At 71.4% G+C, this 18,304-nt stretch carries 16 protein-coding genes, 2 tRNA genes and 1 riboswitch; of the genes, 6 read left to right on the forward strand and 12 right to left on the reverse strand.

All coding sequences use genetic code 11. The features are described 5' to 3' along the window. The first annotated feature begins 64 nt into the window (after positions 1 to 64). From AB0G02_RS03380 to AB0G02_RS03390, 3 genes are read left to right on the forward strand one after another with little or no spacing between them, the layout of a single operon-like run. Positions 65 to 271 (forward strand): hypothetical protein, encoded by a 207-nt coding sequence (locus tag AB0G02_RS03380; protein ID WP_360788636.1) that lies wholly within the window; start codon positions 65 to 67, stop codon positions 269 to 271. Between the two features lie 59 nt (positions 272 to 330). Then, entirely contained in the window at positions 331 to 2,619 is a 2,289-nt protein-coding gene (locus AB0G02_RS03385) for an RNA degradosome polyphosphate kinase (RefSeq protein WP_360788639.1), read from the forward strand. A 7-nt stretch (positions 2,620 to 2,626) separates the two neighbouring features. After that, entirely contained in the window at positions 2,627 to 3,538 is a 912-nt protein-coding gene (locus AB0G02_RS03390) for an NUDIX hydrolase (RefSeq protein ID WP_360788679.1), read from the forward strand. 314 nt (positions 3,539 to 3,852) lie between these two features. Here AB0G02_RS03390 and AB0G02_RS03395 read toward each other — a convergent pair whose 3' ends face one another. The 3 genes from AB0G02_RS03395 to leuC form a co-directional block, all read right to left on the reverse strand. Beyond that, a complete protein-coding gene (locus tag AB0G02_RS03395) occupies positions 3,853 to 4,545 on the reverse strand; it encodes an HU family DNA-binding protein (RefSeq protein WP_360788641.1) in 693 nt (230 codons plus the stop codon). 198 nt (positions 4,546 to 4,743) lie between these two features. Then, on the reverse strand, positions 4,744 to 5,346 hold the full coding sequence (gene leuD / locus AB0G02_RS03400) for a 3-isopropylmalate dehydratase small subunit (RefSeq protein WP_360788644.1): 603 nt from the start codon (positions 5,344 to 5,346) through the stop codon (positions 4,744 to 4,746). Positions 5,347 to 5,361: 15 nt separating this feature from the next. Continuing rightward, positions 5,362 to 6,765, reverse strand: a complete 1,404-nt coding sequence (leuC, locus tag AB0G02_RS03405) for a 3-isopropylmalate dehydratase large subunit (protein ID WP_360788647.1) — start codon at positions 6,763 to 6,765, stop codon at positions 5,362 to 5,364. Between the two features lie 71 nt (positions 6,766 to 6,836). Here leuC and AB0G02_RS03410 point away from each other — a divergent pair, with 71 nt between their 5' ends. Continuing rightward, positions 6,837 to 7,538 (forward strand): IclR family transcriptional regulator, encoded by a 702-nt coding sequence (locus AB0G02_RS03410; RefSeq protein WP_053723084.1) that lies wholly within the window; start codon positions 6,837 to 6,839, stop codon positions 7,536 to 7,538. Positions 7,539 to 7,861: 323 nt separating this feature from the next. Here AB0G02_RS03410 and AB0G02_RS03415 read toward each other — a convergent pair. The 4 genes from AB0G02_RS03415 to gltX all read right to left on the reverse strand — a co-directional run bounded on the left by AB0G02_RS03415 (position 7,862) and on the right by gltX (position 10,517). Next, positions 7,862 to 7,934 (reverse strand) — tRNA-Glu (locus AB0G02_RS03415). A gap of 76 nt (positions 7,935 to 8,010) precedes the next feature. After that, positions 8,011 to 8,082: transfer RNA gene (locus AB0G02_RS03420), tRNA-Gln, on the reverse strand. Positions 8,083 to 8,184: 102 nt separating this feature from the next. Beyond that, positions 8,185 to 8,922, reverse strand: coding sequence for an HAD family hydrolase (locus AB0G02_RS03425; protein ID WP_360788651.1), 738 nt, complete (start codon positions 8,920 to 8,922; stop codon positions 8,185 to 8,187). Positions 8,923 to 9,026: 104 nt separating this feature from the next. Continuing rightward, entirely contained in the window at positions 9,027 to 10,517 is a 1,491-nt protein-coding gene (gltX, locus tag AB0G02_RS03430) for a glutamate--tRNA ligase (RefSeq protein ID WP_360788653.1), read from the reverse strand. A gap of 88 nt (positions 10,518 to 10,605) precedes the next feature. Between gltX and AB0G02_RS03435 the strand changes: the two genes are divergently transcribed. Beyond that, positions 10,606 to 11,853: an FAD-dependent oxidoreductase gene (locus AB0G02_RS03435; RefSeq protein WP_360788656.1), complete on the forward strand. Its 1,248-nt coding sequence runs from the start codon at positions 10,606 to 10,608 to the stop codon at positions 11,851 to 11,853. 4 nt (positions 11,854 to 11,857) lie between these two features. On the opposite strand, the gene AB0G02_RS03440 is transcribed toward AB0G02_RS03435, so the two are convergent. Then, a complete protein-coding gene (locus AB0G02_RS03440) occupies positions 11,858 to 12,628 on the reverse strand; it encodes a fumarylacetoacetate hydrolase family protein (protein ID WP_360788659.1) in 771 nt (256 codons plus the stop codon). Between the two features lie 57 nt (positions 12,629 to 12,685). On the opposite strand from AB0G02_RS03440, the gene AB0G02_RS03445 reads away from it, so the two are divergent. Then, positions 12,686 to 13,327 (forward strand): S1 family peptidase, encoded by a 642-nt coding sequence (locus tag AB0G02_RS03445; RefSeq protein WP_360788662.1) that lies wholly within the window; start codon positions 12,686 to 12,688, stop codon positions 13,325 to 13,327. Here the strand turns inward: AB0G02_RS03445 and cimA are convergent. The 4 genes from cimA to AB0G02_RS03465 form a co-directional block, all read right to left on the reverse strand. Next, on the reverse strand, positions 13,308 to 14,918 hold the full coding sequence (gene cimA, locus AB0G02_RS03450; protein WP_360788665.1) for a citramalate synthase: 1,611 nt from the start codon (positions 14,916 to 14,918) through the stop codon (positions 13,308 to 13,310). The two genes, AB0G02_RS03445 and cimA, sit on opposite strands and share 20 nt — an antisense overlap. 196 nt (positions 14,919 to 15,114) lie before the next feature. Beyond that, on the reverse strand, positions 15,115 to 16,089 hold the full coding sequence (locus AB0G02_RS03455; RefSeq protein ID WP_360788668.1) for an ABC transporter substrate-binding protein: 975 nt from the start codon (positions 16,087 to 16,089) through the stop codon (positions 15,115 to 15,117). Next, on the reverse strand, positions 16,086 to 16,838 hold the full coding sequence (locus tag AB0G02_RS03460) for an ABC transporter ATP-binding protein (RefSeq protein WP_360788671.1): 753 nt from the start codon (positions 16,836 to 16,838) through the stop codon (positions 16,086 to 16,088). Before AB0G02_RS03460 ends, AB0G02_RS03455 begins: the two co-directional genes overlap by 4 nt. Continuing rightward, positions 16,838 to 17,860: an iron ABC transporter permease gene (locus tag AB0G02_RS03465; RefSeq protein WP_360788681.1), complete on the reverse strand. Its 1,023-nt coding sequence runs from the start codon at positions 17,858 to 17,860 to the stop codon at positions 16,838 to 16,840. Before AB0G02_RS03465 ends, AB0G02_RS03460 begins: the two co-directional genes overlap by 1 nt. 190 nt (positions 17,861 to 18,050) lie before the next feature. Beyond that, a riboswitch (cobalamin riboswitch) is annotated at positions 18,051 to 18,177 on the reverse strand. Positions 18,178 to 18,304 lie beyond the last annotated feature (127 nt).

Consider the following 18,304-nt stretch of genomic DNA (forward strand, 5'->3'; position numbering starts at 1 on the left):
AACCACTGCGGAGCGTGGCAGCGGCCTCCGCGCGCCGCCACCTCCGATCGGTTAGCTTTGGCGCGTGACCGACCACGGGACCGAACAGGCGACGGTGAGCGCGCACCGCCCGGACGGCTCCGCGACCGTGCTGCGCGACGACGGCGTGCTGGTGGACGTGTCGGCCCTGGCCGTGGCCGAAGGTGGCTGGCGCTCGCTGCGCCCCGGCCAGCGGGTCACGCTCGTGCGCGACGACGCCGGTGACGTGCGGGGCGTGCTGCGGCCGGTGTGACCGGGAGTTCACCTGCTCGTCGGCTCCGATCGGCGCGGAGCCGCCCGTTCTGGGGAACAATGCTGAGCGTGAGCACGGACAACACTCCCGAGCAGCCCGCGCCGAAGCGACGGACGAGGACGCCGCGGGTCACCCCCGCTGCGAGCACCACCCCCCGTCGCCGTCCGCGCCCGGCCGCCCGCAGGGGCAGCGGCACGCGGGCGGGTACGTCGGCGGCGCAGCAGTCGGCCGAGGCGACGGCCCGGTCGTTCCCGGGCTCACCACCGGCCGTCACGGCCGTCGAGGCGCAGGCAGACCTGCCCGACGACCGGTACTTCAACCGGGAGCTGTCCTGGTTGGACTTCAACGCCAGGGTGCTCGCGCTGGCCGAGGACGCCTCCCAGCCGCTGCTGGAGCGGGCGAAGTTCCTGGCCATCTTCGCGTCGAACCTGGACGAGTTCTACATGGTGCGGGTCGCCGGCCTGAAGCGCCGCGACGAGACGGGCCTGTCGGTGCGCAGCGCGGACGGCCTCACGCCGCGCGAGCAGCTGTCCAGCATCTCCAAGCGGACGCAGGAGCTGGTCGAGCAGCACGCCAGGGCGTTCCTCGACCACGTCCAGCCGGAGCTGGAGAAGCACTCGATCAGCATCGTGAACTGGGCGCAGCTGACCGACTTCGAGCGGCTGCGGCTGTCGAACTACTTCACCGACCAGGTGTTCCCGGTGCTCACGCCGCTGGCCGTGGACGCCGCGCACCCGTTCCCCTACATCTCCGGCCTGTCGCTGAACCTCGCGATCACGGTCCGCGACCCGGAGGGCGGCGCGGAGCGGTTCGCGCGCATCAAGGTGCCGGACAACGTGCCGCGCCTGGTGCGCGTGGAGAGCGACCGGACCAGCCCGACGGCGACGTTCCTGCCGTTGGAGGAGCTGATCGCGGCGCACCTGGGCGAGCTGTTCGCGGGCATGCAGGTCATCGAGTGCCACGCGTTCCGGGTGACCCGCAACGCCGACCTGGAGGTCGAGGAGGACCAGGACGAGGATCTGCTCAAGTCGTTGGAGCGGGAGCTGGCGCGACGCCGGTTCGGGCCGCCGGTGCGGCTGGAGATCGCCGACGACATGACCGAGCACATGCTGGAACGGCTGCTGCGCGAGCTGGAGGTCGACCCGCACGACGTCGTCCAGGTGCCCGGCCTGCTGGACCTGTCGTGCCTGTGGCAGCTCTACAGCGTGGACCGCAAGCAGCTCAAGGACGCGCCGTTCGTGCCCGCCACGCACTCGGCGTTCGGTGAGCGGGAGACGCCGAAGAGCATCTTCGCCACCCTGCGCGAGGGCGACGTGCTGGTGCACCACCCGTACGACTCGTTCTCCACGTCCGTGCAGCGGTTCATCGAGCAGGCAGCGGCCGACCCGCGGGTGCTGGCCATCAAGCAGACGCTGTACCGCACCTCGGGCGACTCCCCGATCGTGGACGCGCTGATCGACGCGGCCGAGGCGGGCAAGCAGGTCGTGGCCCTGGTGGAGATCAAGGCGCGGTTCGACGAGCAGGCGAACATCAAGTGGGCGCGGGCGCTGGAGAAGGCGGGCGTGCACGTCGTGTACGGCCTGATGGGGCTCAAGACGCACTGCAAGACCGCGTTGGTGGTGCGGCAGGAGGGGTCGCGGATCCAGCGGTACTGCCACATCGGCACCGGCAACTACAACCCGAAGACCGCCCGGCTGTACGAGGACATCGGCATCTTCACCGCCGAGCCGACCATCGGCGCGGACCTCACCGACCTGTTCAACGTGCTCACCGGGTACGCCCGGCAGGACCACTACCGCAGCCTGCTGGTCGCCCCGTACGGCGTGCGGCGCGGGATCGTGGAGCGCATCGAGCGGGAGATCGAGCACGCGCGGGCCGGTTCGCCCGCCGGTGTGCGCATCAAGGTGAACTCGCTGGTGGACGAGCAGGTCATCGACTCGCTGTACCGGGCGTCGCAGGCGGGTGTGCGGGTGGACGTGGTGGTGCGCGGGGTGTGCGCGTTGAAGCCGGGCATCAAGGGGTTGTCGGAGAACATCCACGTCCGGTCCATCCTCGGCCGGTTCCTGGAGCACTCGCGGGTGTTCCACTTCGTCGGCGGCGGCGAGCACTGGATCGGCAGCGCCGACATGATGCACCGCAACCTGGACCGGCGGGTGGAGGTGCAGGTCCGGGTGACCGATCCGAAGCTCACCGCGCAGCTGGACGCGATGATGGACTCGGCGTTGGAGCCGACCACGCGGTGCTGGGTGCTGCAACCGGACGGGGAGTGGGAGCCGTCGCCGGCGGACGGTTCGAGCGTGCGCGACCACCACACCGAGTTGTTGCGCAACCACCGCGCGATCGGGTGACGCGGTGATCCGGGCAGCCGGCGCCGTGCTGTGGCGCGAGGGTTCCGTGGCGGTCGTGCACCGCCCGCGTTATGACGACTGGTCCCTGCCGAAGGGCAAGTTGGACGCCGGTGAGACCGTGCCCGCCGCGGCGGTGCGCGAGGTGCTGGAGGAGACCGGGTTCCGGGCCGTGCTGGGGCGGTACCTGTGCCAGGTGTCGTACCGCGCTTTCGGCAAGCCGAAGGTCGTGGACTACTTCAGCGCCGAGGCGGTGTCGGGGGCGTTCGAGCCGAACGACGAGGTCGACGAGCTGCGGTGGGTGCCGGTCGACGAGGCGTCCGCGCTGGTGACGTCGGACAACGACCGCTCGGTGCTGGCGGCGTTCGCGGCGGAGCCGTCGGACCTGGCGACCGTGCTGCTGGTGCGGCACGCGAAGGCGGGCAAGCGGGAGAACTGGCCGGGTGACGACGACCTGCGGCCGTTGAGCTCGGCGGGGTGGCGGCAGGCCGGTGGGGTGCGGTCGATGCTGCCGCTGTGGGGGCCGGTGCGGGTCCACGCCGCGCCGCGCGTGCGCTGCGTGGAGACCGTTCAGGGCGTGGCGGAGGACCTCGGCGTGGGCGTGCTGCTGGAGCCGCGCCTGACCGAGGAGGGCTACTGGCCGGACCGGGAGGCCGGGCTGGTGCGGCTGCTGGAGATCGCGGACGGCCCCGGGACGGTGGTCGTGTGCAGCCAGGGCGGGGTGATTCCGGACGTCGTGTCCACCCTGGCCGACCTGGGCGGTGTGGCGCTGGACGGCACGCCGTGCAAGAAGGGCAGCACGTGGCTGCTGGCGTTCCGCCGCCCGGAGCCCGGATGGTCTACTTCGGACTCGCACACCTCGTGGCCGCGCCTGGTCTCGGCCCACTACTTCCCCACCGCGTTGCCCGCGCCCACGACGTGACGCCGCTCGGCCAGTCGGGCACCCCGCTCGGCCGGTCGGGTCACGCCCGGGGCCCGGTCGGGCACGGTGAGTCCCCCACCGCTACGCCGAAAGTGCCGAATCGCGTTCCGAGCGTTCAACTCACGTGCTCTGAGCGTAGGACTCTCGCGTCCTGAACGTAGGACTCTCGCGTCCTGGAGGTAGGACACGCGTGACGTGAAGGTTGGACACGCGCGGGGTGCGAGGGGGTGGGTGCGCGCTTAGGGCCCGGTGCGCGTCCGCACCGGGCCCTGAGCGTGTCCTGCGTGCCTGGCCGGTGATCACCCGGCCGGGCTTCACTTCTTCTTGGCCGGGGCCTTCTTGGCCGCGGGCTTGGCGGCTGCGGCCGTGGTGGCCTTCGCCGTCGACGCCTTCGCTGCGGGCGCCTTCTTGGCCGCCGCGGGCTTCGCCGCGGTCGTCGTCGCCTTGGCCGCCGTCGTCTTCGCGGCGGTGGCCTTGGTCGCGGTGCTCTTCGCAGGCGCGGCCTTGGTGGCGGTGGCGGCGGGCTTCGCAGCCGCGGCGGTCCGGCGGGTCGCCGGTGCCTTGGTGGCTGCCGCAGCGGCACGCGTGGCGGTACCGGTGCTGCGCGTCGCGCGCGCAGTGGTGGTACGCGCGGTGGTGCTGCGGGTCGCCGGCGCCTTCGTCCCGGCCGCCGGCTTGGCCGCCGCCGCGGCGGCAGCAGCGGGCTTGGCCGCCGTGACGCGCGGCAGCTTCTTCGTGCCGCTGATGACGTCCTTGAACGTCGAGCCGGCGCGGAACGCGGGCACGTTGGTCTTCTTGACCTTCACGGTCTCACCGGTGCGCGGGTTGCGAGCGGTGCGGGCCGCACGGGCACGCTTCTCGAAGACACCGAAGCCGGTGATGTTGACCTTCTCGCCCTTGTGGACGCTGCGGACGATGACGTCGACGATGCCATCAACAGCGGCAGCGGCGTTCTTCTTGTCGCCGAGGCGCTCGGCGAGCGCCTCGATGAGCTGGGCCTTGTTCACCTTCAGTCCCTCCCAGGACGCTCACGGCCCTTAGTCGGGCCGACTGATTGCCCACGGTAAGCCCATATGCAAGGAAATACCAATCGCCACGCCAGATTTTCCGTTGTGGCGTGGGCAATTACGACCTGTCGAGGGACGTCTGAGCGGCCCCGGAGGCCGGATTCCCGCTGTTCGGAGGGGAATCCGGCCCCTTCGGGGTCAGCTGGAGGCCAGTGGTTCGGTGGTGGGCAACCAACCCTGCCTGCGCTGCTCGAACTCGGTGATGTCATCGGCGTGCCGAAGGGTGAGGGCGATGTCGTCCAAACCCTCCAGCAGCCGCCAGCGGGTGTACTCGTCGACGCTGAAGGGCGCGGTGAAGTCCTTCGCCACAACCGTGTTCTTCGTCAGGTCGACGGTGACCTCGGTGCCGGGCTCGTTCTCCAGCAGCTTCCACAGCAATTCGACATCGGACTGCTCGCACTGGGCGGCCACGAGGCCCTGCTTGCCCGCGTTGCCCCGGAAGATGTCGGCGAACCGGGACGAGATGACCACCCGGAAGCCGTAATCCATGAGCGCCCAGACGGCGTGCTCGCGGGACGAGCCGGTGCCGAAATCGGGTCCGGCGACCAGCACGCTGCCGGCCCGGAACGGCTCCTGGTTGAGCACGAACTGCTCGTCGCCGCGCCAGGCGGCGAACAGGCCGTCCTCGAAGCCCGTGCGGGTCACGCGCTTGAGGTAGACGGCCGGGATGATCTGGTCGGTGTCCACGTTGGACCTGCGCAGCGGAACGCCGACCCCGGTGTGCGTGGTGAACGCTTCCATGTTCGAAGAACTCCCTCAGACCAGGTCGGCGGGCGACGACAGCGTGCCCCGCACGGCGGTGGCGGCGGCCACGAGTGGCGAAACCAGGTGGGTGCGGCCACCCTTGCCCTGCCTGCCCTCGAAGTTTCGGTTGGAGGTCGACGCGCTGCGCTCGCCCGGCTTGAGCTGGTCCGGGTTCATGCCCAGGCACATCGAGCAGCCGGCCTGGCGCCACTCGGCGCCGGCCTCCAGGAACACCTCGTGCAGCCCCTCGGACTCGGCCTGCGCGCGCACCCGCATCGACCCGGGCACGACGAGCATCCGGACGCCGTCCGCGACCTTGTGGCCGCGCAGGACGTCGGCCGCGGCGCGCAGGTCCTCGATGCGGCCGTTGGTGCACGAGCCGAGGAACACCGTGTCGACGTGGATGTCGCGCAGCGGGGTGCCCGGCTCCAGACCCATGTAGGTCAGCGCCTTCTCCGCGGCCACGCGCTCGTTCTCGTCGACGATGGCCTCGGGGTCGGGCACGGACGCGGCCAGCGGCAGGCCCTGGCCGGGGTTGGTGCCCCAGGTGACGAACGGCGTCAGCTCGTCGGCGTCGAGGCGGACCTCGGCGTCGAACTCGGCGTCGTCGTCGGTGCGCAGGGTCTTCCAGTACTCGACGGCCGCGTCCCAGTCCGCGCCCGACGGCGCGTGCGGACGGCCCTTGATGTAGTCGAACGTGGTCTGGTCGGGCGCGATCATCCCCGCGCGGGCGCCTGCCTCGATCGACATGTTGCACACGGTCATGCGGGCTTCCATCGACAGCGCCTCGATCGCGCTGCCCCGGTACTCCAGGACGTAGCCCTGGCCGCCGCCGGTGCCGATCTTCGCGATCACCGCGAGGATGACGTCCTTCGCCGTGACACCGGGCTTGAGCTCGCCGTCGACCGTGATGGCCATCGTCTTGAACGGGCGCAGCGGCAGCGTCTGGGTGGCCATCACGTGCTCCACCTCGGACGTGCCGATGCCGAACGCCAGCGCGCCGAACGCGCCGTGCGTGGACGTGTGGCTGTCACCGCAGACGACGGTCATGCCGGGCTGCGTCAGGCCCAGCTGCGGGCCCACGACGTGCACGATGCCCTGCTCCGCGTCGCCCATCGGGTGCAGCCGCACGCCGAACTCCGCGCAGTTCTTGCGCAGCGTCTCGACCTGCGTGCGCGACACCGGGTCGGCGATGGGGAGCTCGATGTCGATCGTCGGGACGTTGTGGTCCTCGGTGGCGATCGTCAGGTCCGGTCGGCGGAGCTGCCGACCTGCGAGCCGCAGGCCGTCGAACGCCTGCGGGCTGGTCACTTCGTGCAGCAGGTGCAGGTCGATGTAGAGCAGGTCCGGCTCCGCGCCACTGCCGTGGCGCACGACGTGTGCTTCCCACACCTTCTCCGCGAGCGTGCGGCTCATCGCAACTCTCCCAAGATCTGGACAGTCGATAGATCTGGACTTCCCAGACAGTGGGAAGTTAGTATCGGCTTGTGGGACAGCATAGCGGGATCGGCGTGTTGGACAAGGCAGTGGCTGTCTTGAACGCCGTCGCAAAGGATCCGTGTGGGCTCGCCGAGTTGTGCAACCGGACGGGCTTGCCGAGGGCTACCGCGCACCGGTTGGCGGTCGGGCTCGAGGTGCACCGGTTGCTGCGACGGGGTTCCGACGGCCGGTGGCGCCCCGGCGCGGCGCTGGCGGAGTTGGCGGGAGGTGCGACCGACCCGTTGCTCGACGCGGCGTCCTCGGTGCTGCCGAGGTTGCGCGACATCACAGGAGAGAGCGTCCAGTTGTACCGGCGCGACGGGATGCAGCGCATCTGCGTGTCCTCCGCGGAACCGCCGAGTGGTTTGCGCGACACCGTGCCGATCGGCGCGCGATTGCCGATGACCGCCGGCTCGGGCGCCAAGGTATTGGCCGCGTGGGCCGATCCGGGAACTCAACGATCCGTTCTGGCCGACGCCGTTTACGGCGAGCGCACATTGTTGGAAGTGCGCCGCCGGGGCTGGGCGCAATCCGTGGCGGAACGGGAACCGGGTGTAGCTTCCGTTTCCGCGCCGGTTAGGGACAGCACGGGCTCGGTGGTGGCGGCGGTCTCCGTTTCGGGCCCCATCGACCGCATGGGCCGCCGTCCGGGCGCCCGCTGGGCCGCGGACCTCCTGGCCGCCGCGGAAGCCCTCCAGTCACGCCTGTAGGCCCCCGGGTGGGTCCGCACCACACACACCCGGTGCGGACCCACCCAGCGCCTCCCACGACCAACCCAGCCACGGCCTCGCCCACTGACGTGCACGAACCACCCGGCACACGTACGGAAATCCACCGCCGCTGCTCGCCAGTGACGTGCACGAACCATCCCGCCTGCTCCACCGGCGACGGGCACCACCCACCGAACGCCCACGGAGTCGGCCGGGGGTGCAGGGGCCGAAGCCCTCCTGCGCGGGGTCCGGGGGCCGCGCCCCCGGTGTCAATGCGAAAGATCCCCGTTTCGCGTCAGCGAAACAGGGATCTCCCTGATCTGTAGCCCCGATGGGATTCGAACCCACGCTACCGCCTTGAGAGGGCGGCGTCCTAGGCCGCTAGACGACGGGGCCAGGAACTTTCGTATTTACTTTGTCTTGCTGTCCTGCGGTGCCGGTAGCTTACCACACTCGGTTATCTACCTTGCAGCTGGGGTACCAGGACTCGAACCTAGACTAACTGAACCAGAATCAGTCGTGCTGCCAATTACACCATACCCCATTGGTTTCCCGGGTCCGGCTCCCTCTCGGTCCTGCTGGAGGGCGCTGTCCGTTCCGCCGGGAGGAATACTAGACCACGTGCCCGGCGGAACGGAAATCGGGGTCACGCGGAGGCGGCCGACAGCTCGCAGACGAGGAGTTCCGGCAGCTCAGCGAGGCTGGTGATGGCGGCGATGCCCGCGGGCAGGGCACCCTCGCGCGGGCCCTGGCGGTTCAGCCACACGCCCTTCATGCCCGCGTCCCGGGCGCCGATGGCGTCGGCGTGCAGGCGGTCACCGATGTGCACCGTGTCGCCCAGGTTGACGCCCAGGTCGGCGCACGCGGTGTCGAAGATCACCCGGTCCGGCTTGGCCGCGCCGACCTCGCCGGCGATGAGCACGGTGTCGAAGTACTGGGAGAGCCCCAGCGAGGCGATCTTCACCCGCTGGTGCCGCCCTGAGGCGTTGCTCACGGCGGCCATGGGCAGACCGGTGGCCCGCAGCCACTCCAGGCACGGCACGACGTCCGGGAACAGCCGCCAGCCGGCCGCGAGGACCTCCTGCCGGCGCAGTTCCCGGCGGGTCGCCTCGTCTTGGTCCAGCTCCTCGCCGAGGGCCGCGAAGAAGGCGCGGGTGCGGATGTTGCGCATCGTCTCGTACTCGAGCTCGCCGGCGAGGAGCCGCTCGCAGTGCTCGTCCGTGATGCGCTGCCACAGCGGCCAGGCGTCGGCGTTGCCGACCATCGCGGCCAGGGCGGCCCGGGACGAGGTGCTGTAGTCGACGAGGGTGTCGTCGACGTCGAGGCACACGGCCCGGATCTCGCCGGTTCTCCGAGGGGTGAAGGTCGGGGCTGCGGTTGTCACCCCGTGAGGCTAGGTGCGGTCACCCCTCGTCCGACTCGACCAGAGAGGTGATATCTGGCGATGCTTGCACGATCAAGCACCCCTGAACCGACCGAACGCAGCAGTCAGATTGCCCCGAGCGCCCGGCGCAATCGCCCGATCGAGCGACTCCGACCCAGTAGTTCCATGGATTCATAGAGTGGCGGCGAGACGGTACGGCCCGTCACGGCGACCCGCACCGGGGCGTACGCCTTGCGCGGCTTGAGGCCCATCCCGTCCACAAGGGACGACCTCAGGGCCTCCTCGATCCCGGCCGCGGTCCACTCCGGGAGCGCTTCCAGCGCGTCGACGGCCGCCTGCAGCACCGGCCGGGCGCCCTCGTCGAGCACCGTCGCGGCGGCGTCCGCCTCGGGCGCGAAGTCGGGCTCCGCGACGAACAGGAACCGCACCATCCCGGACGCCTCGGACAGCACCACCAGCCGCTCCTGGACCAGCGGCGCCACGCCGGTCAGCACGGCCAGCTGCTCCGGGCTCGGCTCGGGCGGCAGCACGCCGTCCTTGACCAGGTGCGGCAGCACGCGGGTGATGAACTCCCCGACCGGCAGCGCCCGCAGGTGGGTGGCGTTGATCGCCTCGGCCTTCTTCAGGTCGAACCGGGCCGGGTTGGCGCTGACCTTCTCCAGCTCGAACGCCGCGACCAGCTCCTCGACCGAGAAGACGTCGCGGTCGTCCGCGATGGACCAGCCCAGCAGCGCCAGGTAGTTCAGCAGGCCCTCGGGCACGAAACCGCGGTCGCGGTACAGGAACAGGTTCGACTGCGGGTCGCGCTTGGAGAGCTTCTTGTTGCCCTCCCCCACGACGTACGGCAGGTGCCCGAACCGCGGCGTGGACGTCGTGACGCCGATCCGCGTCAACGCCCGGTACAGCGCGATCTGGCGGGGCGTGGACGGGAGCAGGTCCTCACCGCGCAGCACGTGCGTGATGCCCATGAGGGCGTCGTCGACCGGGTTCACGAAGGGGTAGAGCGGGTCGCCGTTGGCGCGCACGAGCACCGGGTCGGGCGTGCTGCCGGCCTTGAACGTGATCTCGCCGCGGACCAGGTCGACCCACGTGATGTCCTCGTCGGGCATCTTGAGGCGCAGCACCGGTTCACGGCCCTCGGCGCGGAACGCGGCCCGCTGCTCCGCGGTGAGGTCGCGGTCGTACCCGTCGTAGCCGAGCTTGGGGTCCTGCCCGGCGGCCCTGCGGCGGGCCTCCACCTCCTCGGCGGTGGAGAACGACTCGTACAGCTCGCCCGCCTCGAACAGGCGGGCGGCGATGTCGGCGTAGAGGTGGCCGCGTCGACTCTGCCGGTACGGCGCGTGCGGCCCGCCGACCTCGGGGCCCTCGTCCCAGTCGAGGCCGAGCCACCGCATCGCCTCCAGCAGCGAGAGGTACGACTCCTCGGAGTCGCGCGCCGCGTCGGTGTCCTCGATCCGGAACACCACCGCGCCGCCGGTGTGGCGGGCATAAGCCCAGTTGAAGAGGGCGGTGCGGATGAGGCCGACGTGGGGCGTGCCCGTCGGCGACGGGCTGAAGCGGACGCGGACGCCGGGGGTGGTCGCTGCTGCGCTCATGACCCGTTCAGCGTATCCGGCTTGACCGGGTGCCCGCTCGAGAGCATCCTGGACTTATTCAACCGGTGTTGAAAAGTGGAGGGTCAGGATGGACAGGACTGGGGTCGTGGTCGTCGGGGGCGGCCCGGCGGGCATGGTGGCCGGGTTGGTGCTGGCCAGGGCCGGTGTCGAGGTCACCGTGCTGGAGAAGCACGGCGACTTCCTGCGCGACTTCCGGGGCGACACGGTGCACGCGTCGACGTTGACGCTGCTGGACGAACTGGGTCTCGGGCCGTCGTTCGCCCGGGTGCCGCACCAGCTCGTCGACCGGGTGCAGGTCCTGCTGGACAGCGGGCCGGAGACGGTGGCCGACCTCAAGCGGCTGCCCGGAGCGCACCAGCACATCGCGTTCGTGCCGCAGTGGGACTTCCTGGACCTGCTGGCCGACGCGGGCAGGCGCGAGCCGACGTTCCGGCTGCGGATGGACACCGAGGTCACCGGCCTGGTCACGGCGGGCGCGAAGGTCACCGGCGTGCGCTACCGCACGGCCGACGGCGGGACCGGGGAGCTGGCGGCGGACCTCGTCATCGCGGCGGACGGGCGGAACTCGCTGGTGCGCGACCAGGCCGGGCTGCCGGTGCGCTCGTTCGGCGCTCCGATGGACGTGTGGTGGTTCCGGCTGCCGCGCAACCGCGAGGAGCTCGACGGCGCGACCGGCCGGTTCTCCCGCGGGCACGGGCTGGTGCTGATCAACCGGGGCGACTACTTCCAGTGCGCCTACCTGATCCGCAAGGGCGCCGACGCGGCGCTGCGGGCCGAGGGCGTGGAGGCGTTCCGGCAGCGGATGGTGGGGCTCGTGCCGTGGCTGGAGGAGCGGATCGGCGCGATCGGGTCGCTGGACGACGTGAAGCTGCTGGACGTGAAGCTCGACCGGTTGCGGCGCTGGCACCGCGACGGGCTGCTGTGCATCGGTGACGCCGCCCACGCGATGTCGCCCATCGGCGGTGTGGGCATCAACCTGGCCGTGCAGGACGCGGTGGCCGCCGCGCGGTACGTGGCCGGACCGCTGCGGCGGGGTTCGCTGACCCCGAAGGTGCTGGCGAAGGTGCGGCGCCGGCGGTGGTTCCCGACCGCGGTGACGCAGGCGCTCCAGCGGCGCGTCCAGGACACGTTCCTCAAGCCCACGCTGGCCGGCACGTCCCGGATCGCGCAGGGCCGCGTGCCGGCCCCGATCCGGCTGGTGCGGCGGTTCCCGTGGTTGCGGGTGGTGCCGGGTTACCTGGTGGCGATCGGGCCGCTGCCCGAGCACGCGCCGGAGTTCGCCCGGCGCGCGCCCGAGAGCATCGAGCGGACCTGACGCCTCAGCGGGTGGTGACCGTGTTGGTCAGCGTGCCCAGGCCCTCCACGGTCACCGAGACGGTCTGCCCGGCGGTGAGCGGCCCGACGCCGGCGGGGGTGCCGGTCAGGATGACGTCGAGCGGGCGCAGCGTCATCACCGCCGAGATGTACTCGATCAGCTCGGGGATGCCGTGCAGCAGCTGGGAGGTCCGCGCGTCCTGCTTGACCACGCCGTCCACCTCGGTGCGGATGGCCACGTCGGACGGGTCGAACTCGGTCTCCACCCACGGGCCCAGCGGGCAGAACGTGTCGAAGCCCTTGGCCCGCGTCCACTGCCCGTCGACCTTCTGCAGGTCGCGGGCGGTGACGTCGTTGGCGATCGTGTAGCCGAGGATCGACTGGTGGGCGCGGGCGGCGGGGATGTCCCGGCCTCCGACGCCGATGACCACGGCCAGCTCTCCCTCGAAGTCGACCCGCTCGGACGCCGCGGGCAGCTTGATGTCCGCGTTCGGGCCGATCACCGCGGTGTTCGGCTTCAGGAACATCAACGGGTTCTCGGGGACCTCGTTGCCCAGCTCGGCGGCGTGCTCGGCGTAGTTGCGGCCGATGGCCACGATCTTGGGCGGCAGGAACGGCGCCAGCAGGCGGACGTCGGCCAGCGGTCGGCGGCGACCGGTGAAGGTCGGGTTGGCGAAGGGGTCGTCGGCGATCTCGACGGCGGTCAGGTCGTCACCCTCGCCTTCGATCGCGGCGAAGGCCAGGCCGTCGGGTTGGGCGATACGGGCGATGCGCACGGAGATCACCCTAACCGGCGGCTTGAATCGGCACCGTGCGTCCCTAGCGTCGGGGGGATGCGAACCCTGCTGCTCCTGCTCACCCTGCTCGTCGCGACGGCCGTCCCCGCCGGCGCGACTCCTGGAACGGCCGGCTTAGCCGCCGCGGCGACCCCGCTGGAGGCCGGCACCCCCCTCTCCACGGCGAGCGGCGCGCGTTGCTCGAACGGCTTCAACGTGCGCGGGCACCTGATCGTGTCACCGTCCTGCGGGACCGTCGGCACCGTCGTCCGCGGGCCCGGCCTGGTGGACGTCGGTCCGATCGTGGCGGTCCGCCCGACCTACGCGATCGTCCGTATCACCAACACCGCGGCCTGGGTCCAGCGGCCCACCGTCGTCGGCGGCGGCACCGTCACCGGCTCGGCCGAGACGCCGGTCGGCGGGCCGGTGTGCGCGGCGGGCCGCACCACCGGTGTGCGGTGCGGCACCGTGCAGGCGAAGAACGTGACGGTGAACTACCCGTCCGGCGTGGTCTACGGGCTGACGCGGACGTCGGTGTGCTCCGAGCCGGGCGACCAGTGGGCGCCCCTGTTCACCGGCGGCCAGGCCCAGGGGCACTCGCTGGGTGGCAGCGGCACCTGCTCGACCGGCGGCACGTCCTACTTCTACCCGCTCAACCGCATCCTCTCCGCCGAGGGGCTCACGCTCGTGACGGGGTGACCCGCATCGCCTTGTGCACCAGCGCGTCGCACAGGGCGAGCCAGCTGGCCTCGACGATGTTGCCGTGCACGCCCACGGTGGTCCACTCGCGCTCGCCGTCGCTGGACTCCACGAGGACGCGGGTGACGGCGTCGGTGCCGTGCTCGGCCGAGTTGTGGGAACCCGGGAGGATGCGGACCTTGTAGTCGTTCAGCTCCACCACGTCCAGCCAGGACAGGTGGGGCAGCAGCGCCTTGCGCAACGCGGCGTCCAGCGCGTGCACCGGGCCGTTGCCCTCGGCGGTGGCGATGACCCGCTCACCGGCCACGTGCACCTTGACCGTGGCCTCGGACACGATCGTGCCGTCCTGGTGGTGGTCCAGCACCACGCGGTAGGACTCCAGCCGGAACGGCGGGGTCTCCAGCTCGGACATCTCCTCCTTGAGGAGCAGCTCCAGGGAGGCGTCGGCGGCCTCGAACGACCAGCCGCCCGCCTCCAGCTCCTTGACCTTGCGCACCACGTTGGTGAGCGCTTCCGGCCGGCGGGTCAGGTCGATCCCGAGCTCACGTCCCTTGAGCTCGAGACTGGCCCGACCCGCCATCTCGGTGACCAGCACCCGCATGTCGTTGCCGACGGTGTCCGGATCGATGTGGTTGTACAGCTCCGGATCAACCTTGATCGCGCTCGCGTGCAGCCCCGCCTTGTGGGCGAAGGCCGACGACCCGACGTAGGCCTGGTGGGTGTCGGGTGCGATGTTCGCGATCTCGGCCAGCGCATGGGAGACCCGGGTGAGCTCGGCCAGCGACTCGGTGGGTAGCACCTGCAGGCCGAGCTTGGTCACGAGGTTCCCGACGACGGAGAACAGGTCGGCGTTGCCCGCCCGCTCGCCGTAGCCGTTCGCGGTGCACTGGACGTGGGTCGCCCCCGCCTGCACCGCGGCGATGGTGTTGGCCACCGCGCAGGACGTGTCGTCCTGGCAGTGGATGCCGACCCGGAAGCCCGTGCGGGCGACCACGTCGGCGACGGTCTCGGCCAGCCCGAGGGGCAGCTGGCCGCCGTTGGTGTCGCAGAGGACGACGACGTCCGCGCCTCCCTCCACAGCGGACTCCAGCACGCGCAGCGCGGTGTCGGGGTCGAAGGCGAAGCCGTCGAAGAAGTGCTCGGCGTCGAGGAAGACCCGGCGGCCCTCCCCGACCAGGAACGCGACGGTGTCCCGGACCATCGCGCAGTTCTCCGCGACGTCGGTGCGCAGTGCCCGCTCGACGTGCCTGCGGTCCGACTTGGCGACCAGCGTCACGACCGGCGTCCTAGCCTCCAGCAGTGCCCTGACCTGCGCGTCCTCGTGCACCTTGACGCCCGCCTTGCGGGTGGAGCCGAACGCGACGAGCTGGGCGTGCTTGAGCGTGAGCTCCCCCTCGGCGGCGCGGGCGAAGAACTCGGTGTCCTTCGGCATGGCCCCCGGCCAGCCACCCTCGATGAAGCCCACGCCCAGCGAGTCGAGCAGGCGGGCGACGGCCAGCTTGTCGTTGACCGAGTAGGAGATGCCCTCGCGCTGGGCACCGTCCCGCAGGGTCGTGTCGAAGACGTGGAACGAATCACCGAGGGGGGTCACGAAGAGGCTCCTAGGGATCTGAGGAAAACAAAAAGACCCCCCGCAGGATGCGAGAGGTCGGCGCGTCGGGTGCTTCGAGGGAGCACTACCCGACGCGCTGGGAAATAATGATCACGGTGTGGAGAGCCACGCTCCGATGGTGCCACAACCCGTCCGCCGATACCAAGCCACGGACGGGTTGTCCCACAGTCTGGGTTCAGCTACCGGCCAAGAACCTGGCGAGCGCCTCGACGGCGGCGGGGTTGCGCGGACCCTCCACCAAGGCCGCGTAGGGCAGCACGAAGAACCGGCCGTCCCTGATGGCGGGCACGTCCCGCAGCGGCGGGTGGGCCTGCAGGAACGCCCGCTTCTCGTCCGGTGTGGTCGCGTCGCCGTCGGCGTAGTCGTTGATCAGGACGACGTCCGGCGCGCGGTCCACGACGGCCTCCCAGCCGACCGCCGTCCAGCTGTCGTCGAGGTCGCCGAAGATGTTGTCGCCGCCCGCCTTGCCGATGATGTCGTGCGGCGCGGCGTTGCGGCCGGAGGTGAACGGCTGGTCGATCCCGCTGTCGTAGAGGAACACCTTCGGGCGGTTCGGCTCGGCGAGCTTCCCGGCTTCGGAGACCTGTTCCCGATAACCGGCGATCAGTTCTTCGGCCTTCGCCTCCACGCCGAAGATCCGGCCGAGGTTGCGCAAGTCGGTGTAGAGGGCGTCCAGCGGGGGCATGATGCCGCGCCGCTCCCCCACGCCGTTCCGGCACGCCTCGGTGAGCTGGTAGGTGGCGATGCCCAGGTCGGCCAGCGCGTCGGGCGTGAAGCCGGTGCTCTCGGAGAAGCCGTAGTTCCAGCCGGCGAGCACGAAGTCCGCGCGTGCGCCCTGGACGAGCTCCTTGGTGATCTGCTCGCCCAGGTGCGGCACGCGCTCGAAGTCCGCCCGCCACGGCGAGGTGGCGACGTCGGTGGAGTGGGCCGGGCCGATGACGTACCCGGCCATCCGGTCGCCCAGGCCCAGCGCGAACACCAGTTCCGCGATGCCGGTGTCGTTGGTGACCACACGGGACGGTGCCGCGTAGGCGACCTCCCGTCCGCAGTTGGTGACGGTGACGGTGGCCGTCGGCGCGGCGGGTGCGATCCGCGCGCCGCAGCCGGCCGTGACGAGCAGTACCGCGACGATCGTGACGAGCCTCTTCACCGAGCGACCTCTCCGTGTTCGAACAGCAGTTGGGGAACCCCGCTGGTGGGGTGGCGGACGACGTGCGCGCGGACGTGGAAGACCTCGTGCAGCAGCTCGGGGGTCAGCACCTCGGCGGGTTCGCCGCTGCGCACGACCCGGCCGCGGTCGAGCACGTGCAGCCGGTCGCAGTAGGCGGCGGCCAGGTTGAGGTCGTGCAGGACCGCGAGGACGGTGACGCCCAGGCCGCGCACGAGGCCGAGCACCGCGAGCTGGTGGCTGATGTCGAGGTGGTTGGTGGGTTCGTCGAGGACGAGCACCCGCGGCTGCTGGGCCAGGGCGCGGGCGATGAGGACGCGCTGCCGCTCGCCGCCGGACAGGGTGAGGAAGCCCCGGTGGGCGAGGTGCGCGACGTCCACTCGGGACAGTGCGTCGGCCACCACCAGCTCGTCGTGCCGCGGGGTGGTGCGGTGCGGGAGGCGTCCCATCGCGACGACCTCGGTGACGGTGAAGTCGAACTCGACGTGGCTGTCCTGGGTGAGCGCGGCGAGCTGCCCGGCGGTGTCGCGGACCTTCGTGGTGGTGATGTCCCGGCCGCCGAGGCGGACCACTCCCCCGGACGGCGCGAGCGCCCGGTACACGCAGCGCAGGGTGGTGGACTTGCCGCTGCCGTTGGGGCCCACGACGCCGTGGACCAGGCCGGATCCCGCGTGCAGGTCGATGCCGCGCAGGATGCCGTCGACCGTGACGCCCTCCAGTCGGACGTCCATCAGCGACCGCCGAACACGTAGCCGCGGCGGCGCATCAGCAGGAGGAAGCACGGCACGCCGAGCGCGGCCGTGATGACGCCCAGCGGCAGCTCCTCGGGCGCGGCGAGCAGGCGTGCGGCGACGTCGACCCAGACGAGGAAGCACGCGCCCGCCAACGGCGCCGCGGCGAGCACCTTGCGGTGGTCCGCGCCGACCGCGAGGCGCACCAGGTGCGGCAGCATGAGCCCGACGAACCCGACCGCGCCGCTGACCGCGACCAGCACGCCCGTCATGGCGGCGGTGACGCCGAACAGCGCCTTGCGGGTGCGCGCGACGTCGAGGCCGAGGGTGGTGGCGGTCTCGTCGCCCAGGGACAGCGCGTTGAGGTGCTTGGCGCGGGTGCGCAGGTAGGCGATGCCGGCGGTGGTGACCGCGGCGGCGATCGGCAGCGACGTCCAGGTGACGCCGCCGAGGCTGCCGAGCAGCCAGAACATCGCCGCGCGTGCCGCCTCACCGCGTGGCGACCGGAAGACCAGCAGCATGGCGACGGCGGAGAAGCCGTAGGCCAGGGCCGTGCCGGTGAGCACCAGGCGCAACGGGGTGAGGTCGCGCCCGGCGACCGCGTAGACCAGGGCCATCGCGGCGAGGGCGGCCAGGAACGCGGCCGCCGACAGGGCGTGGACGCCGAGCGAGGCGAACAGGCCCGTGGTGGTGACGGCGGTCGCGCCGACGCTCGCGCCGGAGGAGACGCCCAGCACGTACGGGTCGGCCAGGGCGTTGCGGACCAGCGCCTGGATGGCCACGCCGACCGCGGACAGGCCAGCGCCGACGACGGCGGCGAGCAGGACGCGCGGCAGGCGGATGTCCCACACGATCCGGTAGGGGCCCGCCTCGGCGGCGTCGACCGCGCCGCCGGTGAGGGCGGCCGTGAGGTAGCGCAGGACGTCCCCGAAGGGGATGCGCACCGGTCCGAGCGCGACGCCGCAGACGACGGAGGCCACCAGGACGGCCGTGAGGGCGAGGCAGAGGGCCCGGGTGGGCAGGCGTCGCGGGGTGGGCGGTGGCGCGGGCGGCGCGTGATCTGGTGCCGGCGTGGGCGGCGGGGTGCGTTCGGCCGCGGGTGGGGTGCTGCTGGCGGTCACCGGTCGCCTTCCGGACGGGTGGCCGCGACCGGCCGGCCGGCACCCGCTCGTGGCAGGCCGGCGCACCCGTCCCGCAGACCACGGCAGGAGTGGAGCACTTCCCACCGCCCGCGGGTGATCGGGCTCGCCGAGCAGGGTGCTCGGCCTACCGTTGCGGGTCAGCGCCGGACTTCGACCGGACTTCCCCCACGGGCGGCACCGGCGACCCTACGGCCCGTGACGCGGTCAGGGCCACCACGACGAGGTCGTGGTGGGCGCGAAGACGGGGGGAGTGGCGTGATCTCAGGGGTGCAGGGAGCAGGACTCACCCCTATCGTAAGAAGGAAACAACACTACAGGGGTTGG

Origin of the sequence: Actinosynnema sp. NPDC023658 (genome assembly GCF_040639995.1) — a bacterium.
Lineage (GTDB): Bacteria > Actinomycetota > Actinomycetes > Mycobacteriales > Pseudonocardiaceae > Actinosynnema.

Bases quoted from the DNA above. Each gene is read 5' to 3' on its own strand.
- AB0G02_RS03385 (WP_360788639.1), top strand. From the start codon at position 331: ATGCTGAGCGTGAGCACGGACAACACTCCCGAGCAGCCCGCGCCGAAG.
- AB0G02_RS03460 (WP_360788671.1), bottom strand. From the start codon at position 16,838: ATGGACGTCCGACTGGAGGGCGTCACGGTCGACGGCATCCTGCGCGGC.
- leuC (WP_360788647.1), bottom strand. From the start codon at position 6,765: ATGAGCCGCACGCTCGCGGAGAAGGTGTGGGAAGCACACGTCGTGCGC.
- leuD (WP_360788644.1), bottom strand. From the start codon at position 5,346: ATGGAAGCGTTCACCACGCACACCGGGGTCGGCGTTCCGCTGCGCAGG.
- AB0G02_RS03445 (WP_360788662.1), top strand. From the start codon at position 12,686: ATGCGAACCCTGCTGCTCCTGCTCACCCTGCTCGTCGCGACGGCCGTC.
- gltX (WP_360788653.1), bottom strand. From the start codon at position 10,517: ATGAGCGCAGCAGCGACCACCCCCGGCGTCCGCGTCCGCTTCAGCCCG.
- AB0G02_RS03435 (WP_360788656.1), top strand. From the start codon at position 10,606: ATGGACAGGACTGGGGTCGTGGTCGTCGGGGGCGGCCCGGCGGGCATG.